Below are 16,260 nucleotides of genomic sequence, written 5' to 3'. Positions count from 1 at the left end.
GAGAATCATGATGAATTTACACGGTAAAACCGCTCTGGTTACCGGTTCCACCAGCGGTATTGGATTGGGGATTGCGCAGGTGCTCGCCAAAGCAGGCGCTAACATTATTCTTAATGGTTTTGGCGATATTGAGGCGGCAAAAGATCGCGTGGCGCAATACGGCACCACGCCGGGCTATCATGGCGCCGATCTCAGTGATGAAACACAAATCGTCGACATGATGCGCTACGCGCAAAGCGAGTTTGGCGGCGTGGATATTCTCATCAACAATGCCGGGATCCAGCATGTTTCCCCGGTTGAGACCTTTCCGGTGGAAAAATGGAACGCCATCATTGCGATTAACCTCTCGTCCGTGTTCCACACCACGCGACTGGCGCTGCCGGGGATGCGCGAGCGTAACTGGGGACGCATCATCAATATTGCCTCGGTACATGGGCTGGTCGCCTCGAAAGAGAAATCCGCCTATGTGGCGGCAAAACACGGGGTGGTGGGACTGACCAAAACCACCGCGCTGGAAACAGCGCAAAGCGGCGTGACCTGTAACGCCCTCTGCCCTGGCTGGGTGTTGACGCCACTGGTACAGCAGCAAATCGACAAACGGATTGCCGACGGCGCAGCGCCGGAAAGCGCCCGCGATGCGCTGCTCGCGGAAAAACAGCCTTCCCGTGAGTTTGTCACCCCAGAACAGCTTGGCGAGCTGACGCTCTTTTTATGTTCCGAAGGGGCAGCTCAGGTGCGCGGCGTGGCGTGGAATATGGATGGCGGCTGGGTCGCGCAGTAAATCTTGTTACCTTTACCGGCCTGCGCGATCGCAGGCCGGTAAGCGCAACAGGGTCAGTTACGGTGTTAACTGTAACTGATAATCAAGGGTAATTTCTGCCTTCAATACCTGAGATACCGGGCACCCGGCTTTCGCTTTCTGGATAATCCCGTCAAAGGTCGACGCATCAATACCGGGCACCACCACCACGCTGTTCAGCGCAATTTTGGTGATCGCAAAACCGGCATCCACTTTATCCAGTGAGACATCTGCCGTGGTATCGATTGAGGTTGGCGTAAATCCGGCCTCTCCCAGCATCAACGAAAGCGCCATCGAGAAACAGGCCGCATGCGCGGCGCCAATCAGCTCTTCCGGGTTGGTGCCTTTGACGCCTTCAAAGCGCGTGTTAAACCCGTAAGGCTGCTGGTTCAGCACGCCGCTTTCGGTTGAAACGGTGCCTTTTCCGCGTTTAATGTCGCCTTCCCAGTGTGCCTGACCTTTCTTATGGATCGTCATTGCTACTCTCCTTAATTGTCGTCGGGATAACAAGTATAGGACGCCTGTACGCAAACCGGATAGATAAGAGAACGTTCTGAATTACCGCTTAAACATTGACCTTTCAGATAAAATGGTCGACCATCCAGTAAGCCGTTTTCGCTGAGAGCGGCTTTCTATGGGGTTGTATTTCGTCCGACATCGCGCGGACTCATCCTTGAAACCATTAACAGGATTAAGGAGTTAGAATGAAATCGAACCGTCAGGCCCGTCATATTCTTGGACAGGACCACAAAATCTCCAACCAACGTAAAACCGTGACCGAAGGCGACAAAACCAGCGTGGTCAACAATCCAACCGGAAGAAAACGCCGCGCTGACAGCAACTAGTCCCCGCCTGTGTTGATATGACGACAAACACCATTGCCACCGCAATGGTGTTTTTGCTTATAAAACCCCTCTACCTATACACAATGCTTTATAATCTGTGCCCGATTCCCTGGCGGCAAGGCAACATATGAAGATAAACGACAATGCCAGGGTCGGTAATTCAAAAAAGAGTGAGTGACATGGACATCAAAACCAAGAAACCGCGTTCCCTTTACATCCCCTACGCTGGCCCTGTACTGCTTGAATTTCCTCTCCTGAACAAAGGCAGCGCATTCAGTGCGGAAGAGCGTCGTAACTTCAACCTGCTGGGGTTACTACCGGAAGTCGTCGAAACGATTGAAGAACAGGCCGAACGCGCCTGGATCCAGTATCAGGGATTCAAAGCTGAAATCGACAAACACATTTACCTGCGCAACATTCAGGATACCAACGAAACCCTGTTCTACCGACTGGTGCATAACCATCTCGATGAGATGATGCCGGTCATCTATACCCCAACGGTTGGTGCTGCCTGTGAGCGTTTTTCTGAGATCTATCGTCGTTCGCGCGGCGTGTTTATCTCCTACCAGAACCGCCACAACATGGACGATATCCTGCAAAACGTCCCGAACCACAATATCAAAGTGATCGTGGTCACTGACGGTGAGCGTATTCTGGGGCTGGGCGACCAGGGGATTGGCGGTATGGGTATTCCCATCGGTAAATTGTCGCTGTACACCGCCTGTGGCGGGATAAGCCCGGCGTACACCCTTCCGGTGGTGCTGGATGTCGGCACCAATAACCAGCAACTGCTGAACGATCCGCTCTACATGGGCTGGCGTAATCCGCGTATCACCGACGATGAGTACTATGAATTTGTCGATGACTTCATCCAGGCGGTGAAGCAACGCTGGCCGGACGTGCTGTTGCAGTTCGAAGATTTTGCCCAGAAAAACGCGATGCCGTTACTCAACCGCTATCGTGATGAAATTTGCTCTTTTAACGATGATATCCAGGGGACTGCAGCAGTCACCGTCGGCACGCTCATTGCGGCCAGCCATGCTGCGGGTAGCCAGTTAAGCGAGCAAAAAATCGTCTTCCTCGGCGCAGGTTCCGCAGGCTGCGGCATTGCCGAGCAGATAGTTGCGCAGATCCAGCGCGAAGGACTGAGCGAAGAAGCTGCTCGCCAGCGCGTATTTATGGTGGATCGCTTTGGTCTGTTAACCGACCAGATGCCTAACTTGCTGCCATTCCAGACCAAACTGGTGCAAAAACGTGAAAATCTGCACCAGTGGGATACGCAAAACGACGTGCTCTCCCTGCTTGATGTGGTGAGAAATGTGAAGCCGGATATTTTGATCGGCGTTTCCGGCCAGACGGGGCTGTTTACCGAAGAGATCATTCGCGAGATGCACAAGCATTGTCCGCGTCCGATCGTGATGCCGTTGTCTAACCCGACTTCTCGCGTGGAAGCGACACCGCAGGACATCATCGCCTGGACGGAAGGTTGCGCGTTGGTGGCGACGGGCAGTCCGTTCGCTCCGGTGGTGTGGAAAGACAAAACCTATCCTATCGCCCAGTGTAATAATGCCTATATCTTCCCGGGTATCGGTCTGGGCGTGATCGCCGCAGGCGCGTCACGTATTACCGACGAGATGCTGATGTCGGCCAGTGAAACGTTAGCGAAATATTCGCCGATGGTGCTCAACGGTGAAGGGCTGGTGTTACCGGAGTTGAAAGATATCCAGGCCGTGTCGCGCGCCATTGCGTTTGCCGTCGGTAAAATGGCCCAGCAACAGGGTGTGGCGGTGAAAACCTCCGCCGAGGCGCTGCAACAGGCTATCGACGATAACTTCTGGCAGGCGGAATATCGCGATTACCGCCGTACGTCCATCTAACTCCCCCTATGGCCCGGCGGCGCAATGCTTGCCGGGCTATTCTCCCAATTTGCTGGTTTTGCGAACGGTTCCGTTCACTTCATGTTCTTCGCTTCTCTGGCATTTCATGCCCCGTGAACGGGTTAAGGGTGCTATCGCCGCACCCTTAACAATCCCGGCTCCCGGCAGGAAAATTGCCGCTTCGCGGTCTCCCTCCGCTTATTCCTCCAGGCTACCGGGTCGGGCGCGAGGTAACGTCCCTGTAAAACGCGCCCTGAACCCGCATCCCTGCGGGTTCCCCCGGCCTTACGAAAACACGTCGGCAATTTTCGGCCGGACTCTCCCCACACCTGACCACCTGAGCTGTTGTTTAAACAGCCAAACGGAAATCACTGAAAGTCAGAATGCTGAAGCGACACCACGGTCCGGCTGAAAATCGATGAGACGTTGACGGCTGACCGGGGCCGCCCGCAGGGACTCGGGCGGAGGGGACGGCCTGCAGGGATGCAGGCTCGACCCCGACCCGAAAGGCAGACGGAATAAGGTGAATATATCGCGAAGCGACGATTTTCCCGCCGGGAGCCAGGGTTGCAAGGGAGGCGGCGGCGAGCCTCCCTTGCACGTTCACAGGTAGGGTGATTGCAGAGAAGCAGTGGACATAAGGTGAACGTCACCCTTCACCAGAGTAAAAGGTTCTCCCTGATTCTTTAACTGACCAACATTAGGCTCTCCTCCCGCCGATGTTTACAGTGGCGAAATTTCCCCTTTGTGCTTACACTTTCACCACCCATTAACATTCGGAAAATAAAAGGAGGATACTTATGCTGTACTGTGAACGTTTCATCGCTTCACATACATTAGGCGATCGTCAGTGCTCAAGCGTTATCGGTATCGTGCTGCGATAACTTCGGCTTGAGCGAAGCTACCTTCTCTTTCCTCTTCTCTCGGGCTTACCGGGTTATCGTCAGCGATGTTTGACGAGGCGTTTTCACGCCTGTAACTCTTGAGTAAGCAACAATGAGCACTTTATTAACCGCACAATCTTTACACGTTGATACGGCGTTTGGCCCGTTATTCCGTGATCTCACCTTTGCGCTGAAAAAAGGCGATCGTATAGGTCTTATCGGTGACAACGGCTGTGGCAAAAGCACACTGCTAAAAATTCTCGACGGCAGCGAAACGCCGACCTCAGGCACTGTTTCTCTGGCCAGTCACTGTCATCTCGCCCGTGTTGAACAACATTTACCGCCTGACATTCTCTCGTTGCCCCTGCGGGAAGCGCTGTTGGCGCAACTGCCGGAACGCGAGCGCCTCAGCCAGCAATGGCAGGCGGAGTCATTACTCGCGGAAATGGGGTTTGCTGCTGAGGATTTTTCACTGTCAGCGCAAGTGCTGAGTGGCGGACAGCATACGCGTCTGTTACTGGCCCGTGCGTTGATGCGTAATCCTGACCTGCTGTTACTGGACGAACCTGGCAACCATCTGGATCTCCCCACCTTATTGTGGCTGGAACAGTTCTTACAACGCTGGTCAGGCAGTTTCGTTGTGGTCTCCCATGACCCTAATCTGTTGGATGCGGTCACCAACGGCACCTGGATCCTGCGCGATCGTCGCCTGCACGCGTTCGCGCTGCCCTGTAGCGCGGCAAGACAGGCATTAGCGGACACGGATGTCAGCGATGCGCTACGCCGCAAAGCAGAGCAAAAAGAGATCGACAGAGTCACCGCCAGCGCCAAACGGCTGGCGAACTGGGGACGGGTTTATGACAACGAAGATTTGTCCCGCAAAGCGAAGCAGATGGAAAAACAGGTTTCCCGTCTGAAAGCCGCGCAGACAGACGTCACGGCAGGAAGTCAGTGGTCACTAACATTACAGGGTGATAGCGTCCGCGCTGACCGTTTGCTGGAGATGAACGACCTGTTCGTGTCACCGGCGGCGGAAACCCCAGTGCTGTTTTCTGTTCCGGGGGCGCGGCTAAAAAGCGGTGACCGGGTTGCCATTGTCGGGCGTAACGGCTGCGGAAAATCATCGCTGCTTCGGCTTCTCTGGCAACAGTTTCAGTCTCAACAGGACAATGAAAGTGTGCGTCTGCACCCTCGCGTCTCACTGGGCTATTACGATCAAACGCTGCAGCAGCTCGCAGATAATGATTCGCTGTTTGATGCGCTTGAACCGTTTGCCCCGCAGCCCGACGTACGCAAGATGGCGCTAATTGGCGCGGGTTTTCCCTGGGTCCGTCATCAGCAGCAGGTCAAAACGTTGAGCGGCGGCGAACGTTCACGGTTATTGTTTGTGGGATTATCGCTGGCGCGGTTTAGTCTGTTGATGCTTGACGAGCCGACTAACCATCTGGATATGGATGGGAAAGAGGCGCTGGCGCAAACCCTGCAAACCTTCAGCGGCGGCGTGCTGCTGGTGAGTCATGACCGACAGTTGATCAGCCAAAGCTGTAACCGTTTCTGGTTTATTGAGCGGGGTGTGTTGAGTGAATGGCACGATCTCGAGGCGATCAACACGCGTATTCGGGAAACGTCTGTCGCGTGGCCGACGGCGACTATCACGGCTCAGGAGTCGGCCCATCCCCTCCCGGATGACAGTGATAGCCTGCTGGAAAAGCTGCTTGTGCTGGAACAGCAATTAGCGAATGACCTGGCGCGTAAGCCAAAGCACCAGAAGCCGCATTTGCAGGCGCAATGGCGTCAGGAAATCGACGCGCTGATTTTGCGGCTAGAATAAGCATGACATCAGGGCACCGGCCAGGTGCCCTTTCTCGCCAGTCTCGTCAAGCTATTAATATTAGTATTTATTATGCTTTGACAGGTCCGTGAACGGTTAAAACAGGCTAAAACACGTAAATTATCGTTCTTCACACTTGCATATATCATCAGAAAAATTAATCCTTACGAGGTAGAGGATAATAAGACTCACTCGCTTTACTCGCTATGCAGTTCACCATCATGATAAGGAGAAGACTATGAAGGCTGCTGTTGTCACTAAAGATCATCAGGTTGATATCACTGAGAAAACGCTACGCTCGCTGCAACACGGTGAAGCGCTTCTGAAAATGGAGTGCTGTGGTGTGTGTCATACCGATCTCCATGTTAAAAACGGCGATTTTGGCGACAAAACCGGCGTTATCCTGGGACATGAAGGCATTGGCGTTGTCACTGCTATTGGGCCAGGGGTGACCTCCCTTAAGCCAGGCGACCGCGCAAGCGTGGCATGGTTTTTTGAAGGATGTGGTCACTGTGAATACTGTAACAGCGGCAACGAGACGCTGTGCCGGAGCGTCAAAAACGCAGGTTACAGCGTTGATGGCGGTATGGCTGAAGAGTGCATTGTGGTGGCGGATTATGCGGTGAAAGTACCGGATGGTCTGGAATCCGCCGCAGCAAGTAGCATCACCTGTGCGGGCGTCACCACCTATAAAGCCGTGAAAATCGCGAAGATTAAACCCGGTCAGTGGATTGCGGTCTACGGTCTCGGCGGTCTGGGCAACCTGGCACTGCAGTATGCGAAAAACGTCTTTAATGCCAAAGTGATTGCCATCGACGTGAACGACGAACAGCTGAAACTCGCCAAAGAAATGGGCGCCGATCTGGTCATCAATTCACGCACTGACGATGCGGCGAAAATCGTGCAGGAGAAAACGGGCGGCGCACACGCAGCGGTGGTGACTGCCGTTGCGAAAGCGGCGTTTAACTCGGCGGTTGATGCCGTGCGTGCTGGCGGTCGTGTGGTTGCCGTTGGTCTGCCACCGGAAGCCATGAGTCTGGATATTCCACGTCTGGTGCTGGACGGTATTCAGGTGGTCGGTTCGCTGGTGGGAACGCGTCAGGATCTGACCGAAGCGTTCCAGTTTGCCGCAGAAGGCAAAGTGGTGCCTAAAGTGGCCCTGCGTCCGATCGGCGACATCAACGCTATCTTTAAAGAGATGGAACAAGGCCAGATTCGTGGCCGTATGGTGATTGATTTCCGCCGTTAATCGGTAAACGGCGACGGCTTTACTGCTCGTCGCCGTTTGTTTTGCGAAGCGCTTTCCACAAATATCCTCTCCTGCTTCCTCTTTAAACGAGTTCCCCACAAAATTTCGACCATCGTAGCGAATGTTGTTGCGCCATACGGAACAACAATGATAGCGTTCCTCCTGAAGGAACAAGAATGATTTGGATGATCATGAGTTTCAGACACAAGGGATTGCGTGACTTGTTTCTTCATGGGCGCACGTCAGGCGTTCTGGCAACGCAGGTAAAACGATTGCGTCACCGTCTCGCTGTTATTGATGCCGCCTGCCATATTAACGATATCGACATGCCTGGCTACAGGCTGCACCCGTTGAGCGGCGATCGTGATGGCGTTTGGGCGATATCTGTCTCGGGGAACTGGCGAATAACCTTTGAGTTCGTCAATGGCGATGCATACCTACTGGATTACGAGGACTATCACGCATGAAAATGGCAAATCATCCCCGCCCGGGAGACATTATTCAGGAAGCGCTGAACGAACTTAACGTCAGTCTGCGCGAATTTGCCAGAGCAATGGACATTGCTCCCTCTACAGCAAGCCGGTTGCTAACCGGAAAAGCGGCGCTAACCCCAGAAATGGCGATTAAGCTCTCCGTGGTGATCGGCAGCTCACCGCAAATGTGGCTGAATCTGCAAACCGCCTGGAGTCTGACAGAAGCCGAAAAAACCGTTGATATTTCAAGGCTCCGTCATCTGGCAGCGCAATAATCAATCGTTAAGGCCCGGAGCCTGGATTTCTTGCTGCAAAAGGATATCAATCACCAAATCCAGTGGATACACCGTATCCTCTGTATGGCGTAACTCATTTAATGACCACCAGCGGTGATCGCCGATAACGGCCTTTTCATGGTTGCTCCAGCCAGAAAATTCGGCCTCTTTACCTTCAACACGAATCAAAAAGAAACGCTCATCAGCAATAACGCTTTCTCCACTGGGTAACATCATCGTGAAGCTTCTTTTGGCTATCTGCGGTCCCGCAAATTCGCGTAAGATTCCGGTTTCTTCATATAATTCCCTTAATGCTGCCTCTTCAAATGATTCGGCACTTTCCAGCCCACCGCCAGGTGTTGCCCAATATGACCGTCCAGCCAGCGCATCATTTGTATGCTCAAAACGAAACAGAAGTACCCGGTTATCAGAACTCAGAACAATGAGCCTGGATGAAGGACGTGTGTGCATGATAACCTCCGTGTTTGATAAAAAAATGGCGCCTTTTTCAGCGCCATTTTTACTGTATAGAGTCAAAAGAGATTATAACCCTTCTTCACTCTCTTTTTTGGCTTCGGCTTTCTCGACGTCGCGATACCAGCGCGGATGGTGTTTCTTCGCCCAGCGACGGCTGACCTTCCCTTCGACCATGCCTTTGATCGAACCTTTCACCCAGAATGCCATGTACATATGGATGAGGATGGCGTGCATCAGAATAATGCCCGCCGCCGCGTGGATCAGCAGGCTGTAACGCACCACCTGCATCGGGAAGAACTGCGCGAAGTACGGACGCCAGATAATGACGCCGGTCACCAGCAGAACGAAAATCATGCTCATGATCGACCAGAACATCATTTTCTGCCCGGCGTTATACTTACCCACGTCCGCCACTTTGTGTTCATTGCCCTTCAGCACTTCCACAATATTCTTCAGCCACGGAATGTCTTTCTTATCCGGGATGTTGTGTTGTACAAAACGAAAGAACATAAACATCAGCGCGACGAAGATCGCGATGCCGAAGAACGGGTGCAGAATGCGCCCCATCTGCGGCGTACCGAAGGTTTGCGTCAGCCATTGCAGCGTTGGGAAGAAAAACGAAATTCCCGACAGCGCCACCAGGAAGAAACAGATCACCACCGTCCAGTGACAGGCGCGGTCGATAAATTTCGTGCGCACTATCATTTTTGACTTACTCATGATGATCCTCCTCTTCGTCGTCCACTTCTTTGTTCGGGCCAATACCAATGTAGTGGTAAATCAGTCCGGCGAAGGTGGCGATAAACCCTGCTGCCGCCAACGGTTTCAACGCCCCTTTCCACAGGTTGATTGAGGTGTCGACTTTCGGGTCCTTCGGCAAACCGTGATACAACTCTGGCTGGTTAGCATGATGCAGTACATACATCACGTGTGTCCCACCCACACCCTGTGGGTTATAAACACCGGCATGTTCGTACCCACGCGCTTTGAGTTTTTCCACGCGCTGCTCGGCCATTTCCAGCATCTCTTGCTTGGTGCCGAAATGAATCGCCCCCGTCGGGCACGTTTTCACGCACGCAGGCTCCTGGCCGACACTGACGCGATCGACGCAGAGTGTACATTTATAGACGCGGTTATCCTCTTTATTGAGGCGCGGTACATTAAACGGACACCCGGCAATGCAGTAGCCACAGCCAATGCAGTGTTCAGACTGAAAATCAACAATCCCGTTAGCGTACTGGATGATTGCCCCGGCAGACGGGCACGCCTTCAGACAGCCCGGATCTTCACAGTGCATACAGCCGTCTTTACGGATCAACCACTCCAGCTTGCCGTTTTGCTCGGTTTCGCTAAAGCGCATCACCGTCCAGGATTTCGCGCTCAGATCGGCAGGGTTGTCATACACCCCAACACAATGCCCAACCTCATCGCGAATGTCGTTCCACTCCGAACACGCCACCTGGCAGGCTTTACAGCCTATGCAGGTGGAAACGTCGATCAGTTTGGCGACTTCAGCCTTGTAATCACGCGCCTGGGGAGGCGGCGTGATGGCGTTTGTTGCGGACCGTTTGATGATGTCCTGCGTTTCCAAAGACATATGTTCGCCTCCCTTACGCCTTCTCGATGTTAACTAAAAACGCTTTGTATTCCGGCGTTTGCGAGTTTGCATCACCGACGTTCGGCGTCAGAGTGTTGGCGATATAGCCTTTACGCGCGACCCCTTCAAAGCCCCAGTGAATCGGGATACCCACCGTTTCAACCTGCTGACCGTTAACCTGCAAGGTGCGCAGACGGCGTGTGACCACCGCAACGGCACGAATAAATCCGCGCTTGCTGCTGACTTTCACGTAGTCACCGTTGGCGATACCCTTCGCGGCGGCCAGTGTTTCGCTGATTTCCACAAACTGCTCTGGCTGGGCGATGGCATTCAGCAATGCGTGCTTGGTCCAGGTGTGGAAATGTTCCGTCAGACGGTAGGTGGTACCGACATACGGGAACTCGTCCTTTTTACCCAGGCGCAAGGCATCTTCTTCATACAAACGCACCGCCGGATTGGAAATGACGTTCGGATGCAGCGGGTTGGTTCCCAGCGGCGTTTCAACCGGCTCATAGTGTTCCGGGAACGGTCCTTCCGCCATTTTATCAATCGCGAACAGACGTCCCAGCCCTTCCGGCTGCATGATAAACGGCCCGGTTGCGCTGCCCGGTGGAGCAGTATTGAAGTCCGGAATATCGTTACCCGTCCATTTCGCGCCGTTCCACTGGATCAGCATCCGTTTCGGATCCCACGGTTTACCCTGTGGATCGGCGGAAGCGCGGTTATACAGCACGCGGCGGTTCAGCGGCCACGCCCAGGCCCAACCTAACGTGTTACCGAGGCCAGACGGATCGGCGTTGTCACGGTTGGCCATCTGGTTGCCCTGCTCCGTCCAGCTACCGGTATAAATCCAGCAGGAGGAGGCCGTGGTACCGTCATCGCGCAGCTGAGCAAAACTGCTCAGTAGCTGACCTTTCTTCGCGATCAGCACACCGTTGGCGTCATAGAGATCGGCCAGCGCATAGCCGTTGTTTTCTTTGGCGACCTCTTCGGATTCCGGATGGTCTGGCTGCTTGTAGTTCCAGCTCATTTTCAGCAGCGGCTCTACGCCTTTACCGCCTTCGTTGCGGTAGAGATCGCGCAGACAATGGTAAATACCCGCCAGAATTTCGCCGTCATTGCGGGCTTCGCCCGGCGCATCCTGGCCTTTCCAGTGCCACTGCAGCCAGCGACCGGAGTTGGCAATCGAGCCATCTTCTTCCGCAAAACAGGTGGACGGCAGACGGAACACTTCGGTCTGAATCGACGCCGGGTCGACATCGTTTGACTCGCCGTGGTTCTGCCAGAACGTTGAAGTCTCTGTCACCAGCGGATCGATAACGACCATGTACTTCAACTTACTCAGGGATTGCACCACTTTGTTTTTGTCCGGGAAGGACGCCACCGGGTTGAAGCCCTGACAGATGTAGCCGGTCACTTTACCGCTATCCATCATGTTGAAGTATTTAATGACGTCGTAGGACTGATCCCATTTCGGCAGCCACTCAAATCCCCAGTCATTCTCTTTTTGCGCCGCGTCGCCGTAGAACGATTTCATCAGGCTGACGAAAAACTTCGGATAGTTGCCCCAGTAGTTCACCTGGTCGGCCAGCGTCGCTTTCGGCGTGTTGGCCTGCAGATAGGTTTGCAGATCGGTCTGTTTCTCTGACGGCAGCGTCAGATAACCGCTCAGACTGGTAGAAAGAAGACCTAAATCCGTTAAGCCCTGAATGTTGGAGTGACCGCGCAAGGCGTTCACGCCGCCGCCAGCCATGCCCATGTTGCCGAGCAGCAACTGGATCATCGCCATCGTACGAATGTTCTGCGCCCCGACGGTGTGTTGCGTCCACCCCAATGCATAAAGGAAGGTGGTCGTACGGTCGGCCGCGCTGGTGGAGGCTAACACTTCACACACTTTCAGGAAATCGGCTTTTGGCGTACCGCAGATGTTTTCCACCACATCCGGCGTATAACGGGAAACGTGCTGTTTGAGCAAGTTCCACACGCAGCGCGGGTGACTCAGCGTGTCATCACGTTTTGCATAGCCGTTTTCATCGAACTGATAGTTCCATGATGACTTATCATACTGACGTTTTTTCGCGTCGTAGCCGCTAAACAGGCCGTCGTCGAAAGCAAAATCATCCCGTACCAGCAGGCTGGCGTTGGTGTAATGCTTCACGTACTCCGCGTTGATTTTCTGATTTTCGATCAGGTACAGCAGAACGCCAGACAGGAACGTAATGTCCGTACCGGAACGGATCGGCGCATAGATATCTGCAACCGACGCTGTACGCGTAAAGCGAGGATCGACAACAATTAATGTCGCATCATTATTATTCTTCGCTTCCATCGCCCAGCGGAATCCCACCGGATGTGCTTCAGCGGCGTTACCGCCCATCACCATCACGACGTTGGCGTTTTTGATATCAACCCAGTGGTTGGTCATCGCACCGCGACCAAATGTTGGAGCAAGACTTGCTACCGTTGGTCCGTGTCAGACGCGTGCCTGGTTGTCGACTGCCAGCATGCCGAGAGAGCGCACAAATTTTTGCGTCAGCATACCGGTTTCATTACTTGCCGCAGAGGCGCAAAGCATCCCGGTAGACAACCAGCGGTTGACGGTGACGCCCTGCTCGTTCTTTTCAATAAAGTTGGCGTCACGGTCAGCTTTCATCAGTTTTGCGATACGGGAGAACGCCTCATCCCAACTGATACGCTGCCATTTGTCTGAACCCGCCGCGCGATATTGTGGATAACGCAGGCGGTTTTCACTGTGAACATAGTCCAGCAGACCCGCGCCTTTAGGACATAATGCCCCACGGCTTACCGGATGGTCCGGGTCCCCTTCAATATGGTAAATCGCTTCCTTCGCGTTTTTGGCTCCATCTCCGAGGCTATACATTAATAGCCCGCATCCCACGGAACAGTATGTGCAGGAGTTTCGGATCTCTTTGGCGCGCAGCAGTTTGTAATTACGCGCCTGAGCCAGTGCAGACTTAGGTGCAAAACCAAGCGCTGCGACTGTTGTTCCTGCCATACCGCCCGCGCAGATTTTAAAAAATTGTCTGCGGCTGACGTCCATTGCTTTCCTCTTTTTTACAGGGATGTAACTTCGCGACGAAACTAACAGCTATGACCATATCTTTTTTGCGTCAAATCAATAACGAATCGGTTCCGCTACTAAATAGTGCCGTTTGCCGAACATTTATACCCACAAAGAAGTATTGGGCTGGACGATTTATTAACGCCCGACAGTTTAAAAGTGCTATAAATTTCAGCTTCTTTAATGAATAGGAACGAGGACAGACGAACAGAATGACGAGAAAAAAAGCAACGCTAATTGGACTGATTGCCATCGTGCTCTGGAGTACCATGGTGGGGTTGATTCGTGGCGTGAGTGAAGGACTTGGGCCGGTGGGCGGCGCGGCAATGATCTATTCATTAAGCGGACTGTTGCTTATTTTTACTGTCGGTTTTCCTAATATTCGTCACTTCCCTGTTCGTTATTTAATCGCTGGCAGTTTCCTTTTCGTTACTTACGAAATATGCCTGGCACTGTCGCTGGGTTATGCGGTGACGCGGCATCAGGCCATTGAGGTCGGCATGGTCAACTATTTATGGCCCAGCCTGACGATTCTTTTCGCCATTTTATTTAATGGACAAAAAACAACCTGGTTGGTCATTCCTGGATTAATTGTGGCGTTGACCGGTGTCTGTTGGGTATTAGGCGGTGAAAATGGACTCAATCCTGGTGAAATAATAAGCAATGTCGCCACCAGCCCATTAAGCTATTTTCTCGCCTTTCTGGGGGCGTTTATTTGGGCGACGTATTGTACGGTCACCAATAAATATGCCCGGGGATTTAACGGAATCACGGTCTTTGTTTTGCTCACTGCCGCAAGTTTATGGGTTCACTATTTATTGACACCTCAACCTGAAATGCATTTCACTCTTCCCGTCACTATCAAGCTATTTTCGGCGGCATTAACGTTAGGGTTTGCCTACGCGGCATGGAATGTTGGAATTTTGCACGGAAATGTCACCATCATGGCCGTGGGTTCTTATTTCACCCCCGTAATGTCGTCTGCGCTGGCTGCGGTTCTTTTAAGCGCCCCGCTTTCATTTTCGTTCTGGCAAGGCGCTATTATGGTGTGCGTCGGTTCACTGCTCTGCTGGCTGGCAACACGCCGTGCCTGACGCCAGTCATCGGGTCTTAATATCATCCACTGGATGAAAAACGACCCGATAGCCTATTCCTTGTTACAAATTCATTTCTGGCAATTATTGCGAGCATGACCTGCGCTTAGAAAATTCTTATTTGCCTTTTTACCGTTTTATTGCCATACCGTTAATACCATGCCTGCTGTTCATTTTGGCGTCACATGAACAAATTGTATGCACTCATTTTCTTTTGTGTTAAATATGTTATCGAGATGATTATTTTTTGCTAACATTAAGCATTTTATGCTCAAGCGAAACTGTATTCATGCATATAGTCAGCTCTGGCAACTAACGAATATCAAACAATAAATACAGATATAGTCCCTCTCGTAAATATATCTATTCAGTAAGTTCCTAATTTCAACTAATTTTTTCAGCTCTATTATGTAGATCTGGATCACATAACTGTAAATATTTAGTAATATTATGAAACTTATTATTGAACTTATACCACCGCGTAATTTAAAAATGGTCTGCCATTGACTAGGCGGGTTCGTTTAGAAATGGTTTAGGAAACACACTAAGAAAATTATAAGGATTATTGAGCATGAAACTTAAATTAGTTGCAGTGGCAGTGACTACCCTGTTGGCAGCAGGTGCAGTAAACGCAGCAGAGATTTATAACAAAGACGGCAACAAACTGGATCTGTACGGTAAAGTACACGCTCAGCATTATTTCTCTGATGACACCAGCAAAGATGGCGACAAAACTTACGTGCGTACCGGCTTTAAAGGCGAAACGCAGATCAATGACCAACTGGTTGGTTTTGGCCAGTGGGAATATGAATTTAAAGGTAACCGTACCGAATCCACCAATGCTTCAAACAGCGACAAAACCCGTCTGGCATTCGCTGGTCTGAAATTCGCTGAATACGGTTCTTTAGACTACGGCCGTAACTACGGCGTAGCGTACGACATCGGCGCATGGACCGACGTTCTGCCTGAGTTCGGTGGTGATACCTGGACCCAGACTGACGTGTTCATGACCAGCCGTACTACTGGCGTTGCAACTTACCGTAACAACGATTTCTTCGGTCTGGTTGACGGCCTGAACTTTGCTGCTCAGTACCAGGGCAAAAACGATAGCGCAAGCGCTACAAATCCAAAAGGCCGTGATGCAGTCGAATCTAACGGCGACGGTTTTGGTCTGTCTACTACCTATGAGTACGAAGGCTTCGGCATCGGTGCTACCTATGCAAAATCTGACCGTACTGATGGTCAGGTCGCCTATGGCCGTACCGACACTCTGAACGCCGACGGCGACACCGCGGAAGTATGGGCTGCTGGCCTGAAATACGATGCGAACAACATCTACCTGGCAACTACCTACTCTGAAACCCGCAACATGACTGTGTTTGGCGATGACTATATCGCGAACAAAGCACAGAACTTTGAAGTGGTTGCTCAGTATCAGTTCGACTTCGGTCTGCGTCCGTCCGTGGCTTACCTGAAATCCAAAGGTAAGGATCTGGGTGCCTGGGGCGATCAGGATCTGGTTGAATACGTTGACGTGGGCGCGACCTACTACTTCAACAAAAACATGTCTACCTTCGTTGATTACAAAATCAACCTGCTGGATGACAACAACTTCACCAAGCATGCTGGCGTAAGCACCGACGACATCGTGGCTGTAGGCCTGACCTACCAGTTCTAATTTTGTTGTAGCCTGAAATCAAAGCCAGCCCATGATGGGCTGGCTTTTTCTCTTGATCCAGACTCGGTCATAAGGAGTATGCCGTGCAGACGTTCACAG

General features: G+C 52.2%; 14 protein-coding genes. 9 read left to right on the top strand and 5 right to left on the bottom strand.

The window, feature by feature from the left end; translation table 11 throughout:
• Positions 1 to 10 precede the first annotated feature (10 nt).
• A complete protein-coding gene (locus P2W74_RS12095; protein WP_276295184.1) occupies positions 11 to 781 on the top strand; it encodes a 3-hydroxybutyrate dehydrogenase in 771 nt (256 codons plus the stop codon).
• Positions 782 to 838: 57 nt separating this feature from the next.
• Here P2W74_RS12095 and osmC read toward each other — a convergent pair whose 3' ends face one another.
• Complete coding sequence (gene osmC, locus P2W74_RS12090) at positions 839 to 1,276, bottom strand: peroxiredoxin OsmC (protein ID WP_192612216.1); 438 nt, start codon at positions 1,274 to 1,276, stop codon at positions 839 to 841.
• Positions 1,277 to 1,503: 227 nt separating this feature from the next.
• Here osmC and sra point away from each other — a divergent pair, with 227 nt between their 5' ends.
• The 6 genes from sra to P2W74_RS12060 all read left to right on the top strand — a co-directional run bounded on the left by sra (position 1,504) and on the right by P2W74_RS12060 (position 8,233).
• The gene (sra, locus tag P2W74_RS12085) at positions 1,504 to 1,644 is read left to right on the top strand and encodes a stationary-phase-induced ribosome-associated protein (protein ID WP_203357834.1); all 141 of its coding nucleotides are present in this window, start codon (positions 1,504 to 1,506) and stop codon (positions 1,642 to 1,644) included.
• A 179-nt stretch (positions 1,645 to 1,823) separates the two neighbouring features.
• Entirely contained in the window at positions 1,824 to 3,521 is a 1,698-nt protein-coding gene (gene maeA, locus P2W74_RS12080; RefSeq protein WP_276291764.1) for a malate dehydrogenase, read from the top strand.
• A gap of 996 nt (positions 3,522 to 4,517) precedes the next feature.
• Complete coding sequence (locus P2W74_RS12075; protein WP_276291763.1) at positions 4,518 to 6,236, top strand: ABC-F family ATP-binding cassette domain-containing protein; 1,719 nt, start codon at positions 4,518 to 4,520, stop codon at positions 6,234 to 6,236.
• A gap of 238 nt (positions 6,237 to 6,474) precedes the next feature.
• Positions 6,475 to 7,485: an alcohol dehydrogenase AdhP gene (adhP, locus tag P2W74_RS12070; RefSeq protein ID WP_276291762.1), complete on the top strand. Its 1,011-nt coding sequence runs from the start codon at positions 6,475 to 6,477 to the stop codon at positions 7,483 to 7,485.
• A gap of 185 nt (positions 7,486 to 7,670) precedes the next feature.
• Complete coding sequence (locus P2W74_RS12065; protein WP_276295183.1) at positions 7,671 to 7,952, top strand: type II toxin-antitoxin system RelE/ParE family toxin; 282 nt, start codon at positions 7,671 to 7,673, stop codon at positions 7,950 to 7,952.
• Entirely contained in the window at positions 7,949 to 8,233 is a 285-nt protein-coding gene (locus P2W74_RS12060) for a HigA family addiction module antitoxin (RefSeq protein ID WP_276291761.1), read from the top strand. The genes P2W74_RS12065 and P2W74_RS12060 overlap by 4 nt, the downstream gene beginning before the upstream one ends.
• Here P2W74_RS12060 and P2W74_RS12055 read toward each other — a convergent pair whose 3' ends face one another.
• The 4 genes from P2W74_RS12055 to fdnG all read right to left on the bottom strand — a co-directional run bounded on the left by P2W74_RS12055 (position 8,234) and on the right by fdnG (position 13,368).
• Complete coding sequence (locus tag P2W74_RS12055; protein WP_276291760.1) at positions 8,234 to 8,704, bottom strand: NUDIX hydrolase; 471 nt, start codon at positions 8,702 to 8,704, stop codon at positions 8,234 to 8,236.
• 72 nt (positions 8,705 to 8,776) lie between these two features.
• The gene (gene fdnI, locus P2W74_RS12050) at positions 8,777 to 9,430 is read right to left on the bottom strand and encodes a formate dehydrogenase-N subunit gamma (RefSeq protein WP_162382270.1); all 654 of its coding nucleotides are present in this window, start codon (positions 9,428 to 9,430) and stop codon (positions 8,777 to 8,779) included.
• Positions 9,423 to 10,307: a formate dehydrogenase N subunit beta gene (gene fdnH / locus P2W74_RS12045; RefSeq protein WP_192612223.1), complete on the bottom strand. Its 885-nt coding sequence runs from the start codon at positions 10,305 to 10,307 to the stop codon at positions 9,423 to 9,425. The genes fdnI and fdnH overlap by 8 nt, the downstream gene beginning before the upstream one ends.
• A 13-nt stretch (positions 10,308 to 10,320) precedes the next feature.
• Entirely contained in the window at positions 10,321 to 13,368 is a 3,048-nt protein-coding gene (gene fdnG, locus P2W74_RS12040; RefSeq protein ID WP_276291759.1) for a formate dehydrogenase-N subunit alpha, read from the bottom strand.
• A 233-nt stretch (positions 13,369 to 13,601) separates the two neighbouring features.
• Here fdnG and yddG point away from each other — a divergent pair, with 233 nt between their 5' ends.
• Positions 13,602 to 14,483: an aromatic amino acid efflux DMT transporter YddG gene (yddG, locus tag P2W74_RS12035; RefSeq protein WP_276291758.1), complete on the top strand. Its 882-nt coding sequence runs from the start codon at positions 13,602 to 13,604 to the stop codon at positions 14,481 to 14,483.
• Between the two features lie 571 nt (positions 14,484 to 15,054).
• Positions 15,055 to 16,161, top strand: coding sequence for a porin OmpC (gene ompC / locus P2W74_RS12030; protein ID WP_276291757.1), 1,107 nt, complete (start codon positions 15,055 to 15,057; stop codon positions 16,159 to 16,161).
• Positions 16,162 to 16,260: the final 99 nt, after the last annotated feature.

Source organism: Citrobacter enshiensis (genome assembly GCF_029338175.1).
In the GTDB taxonomy this organism is placed as follows: Bacteria; Pseudomonadota; Gammaproteobacteria; order Enterobacterales; family Enterobacteriaceae; genus Citrobacter_D; species Citrobacter_D enshiensis.
Note: the sequence above shows the minus strand (reverse complement) of the source record. Positions and strands in the feature narration are given on the sequence as shown.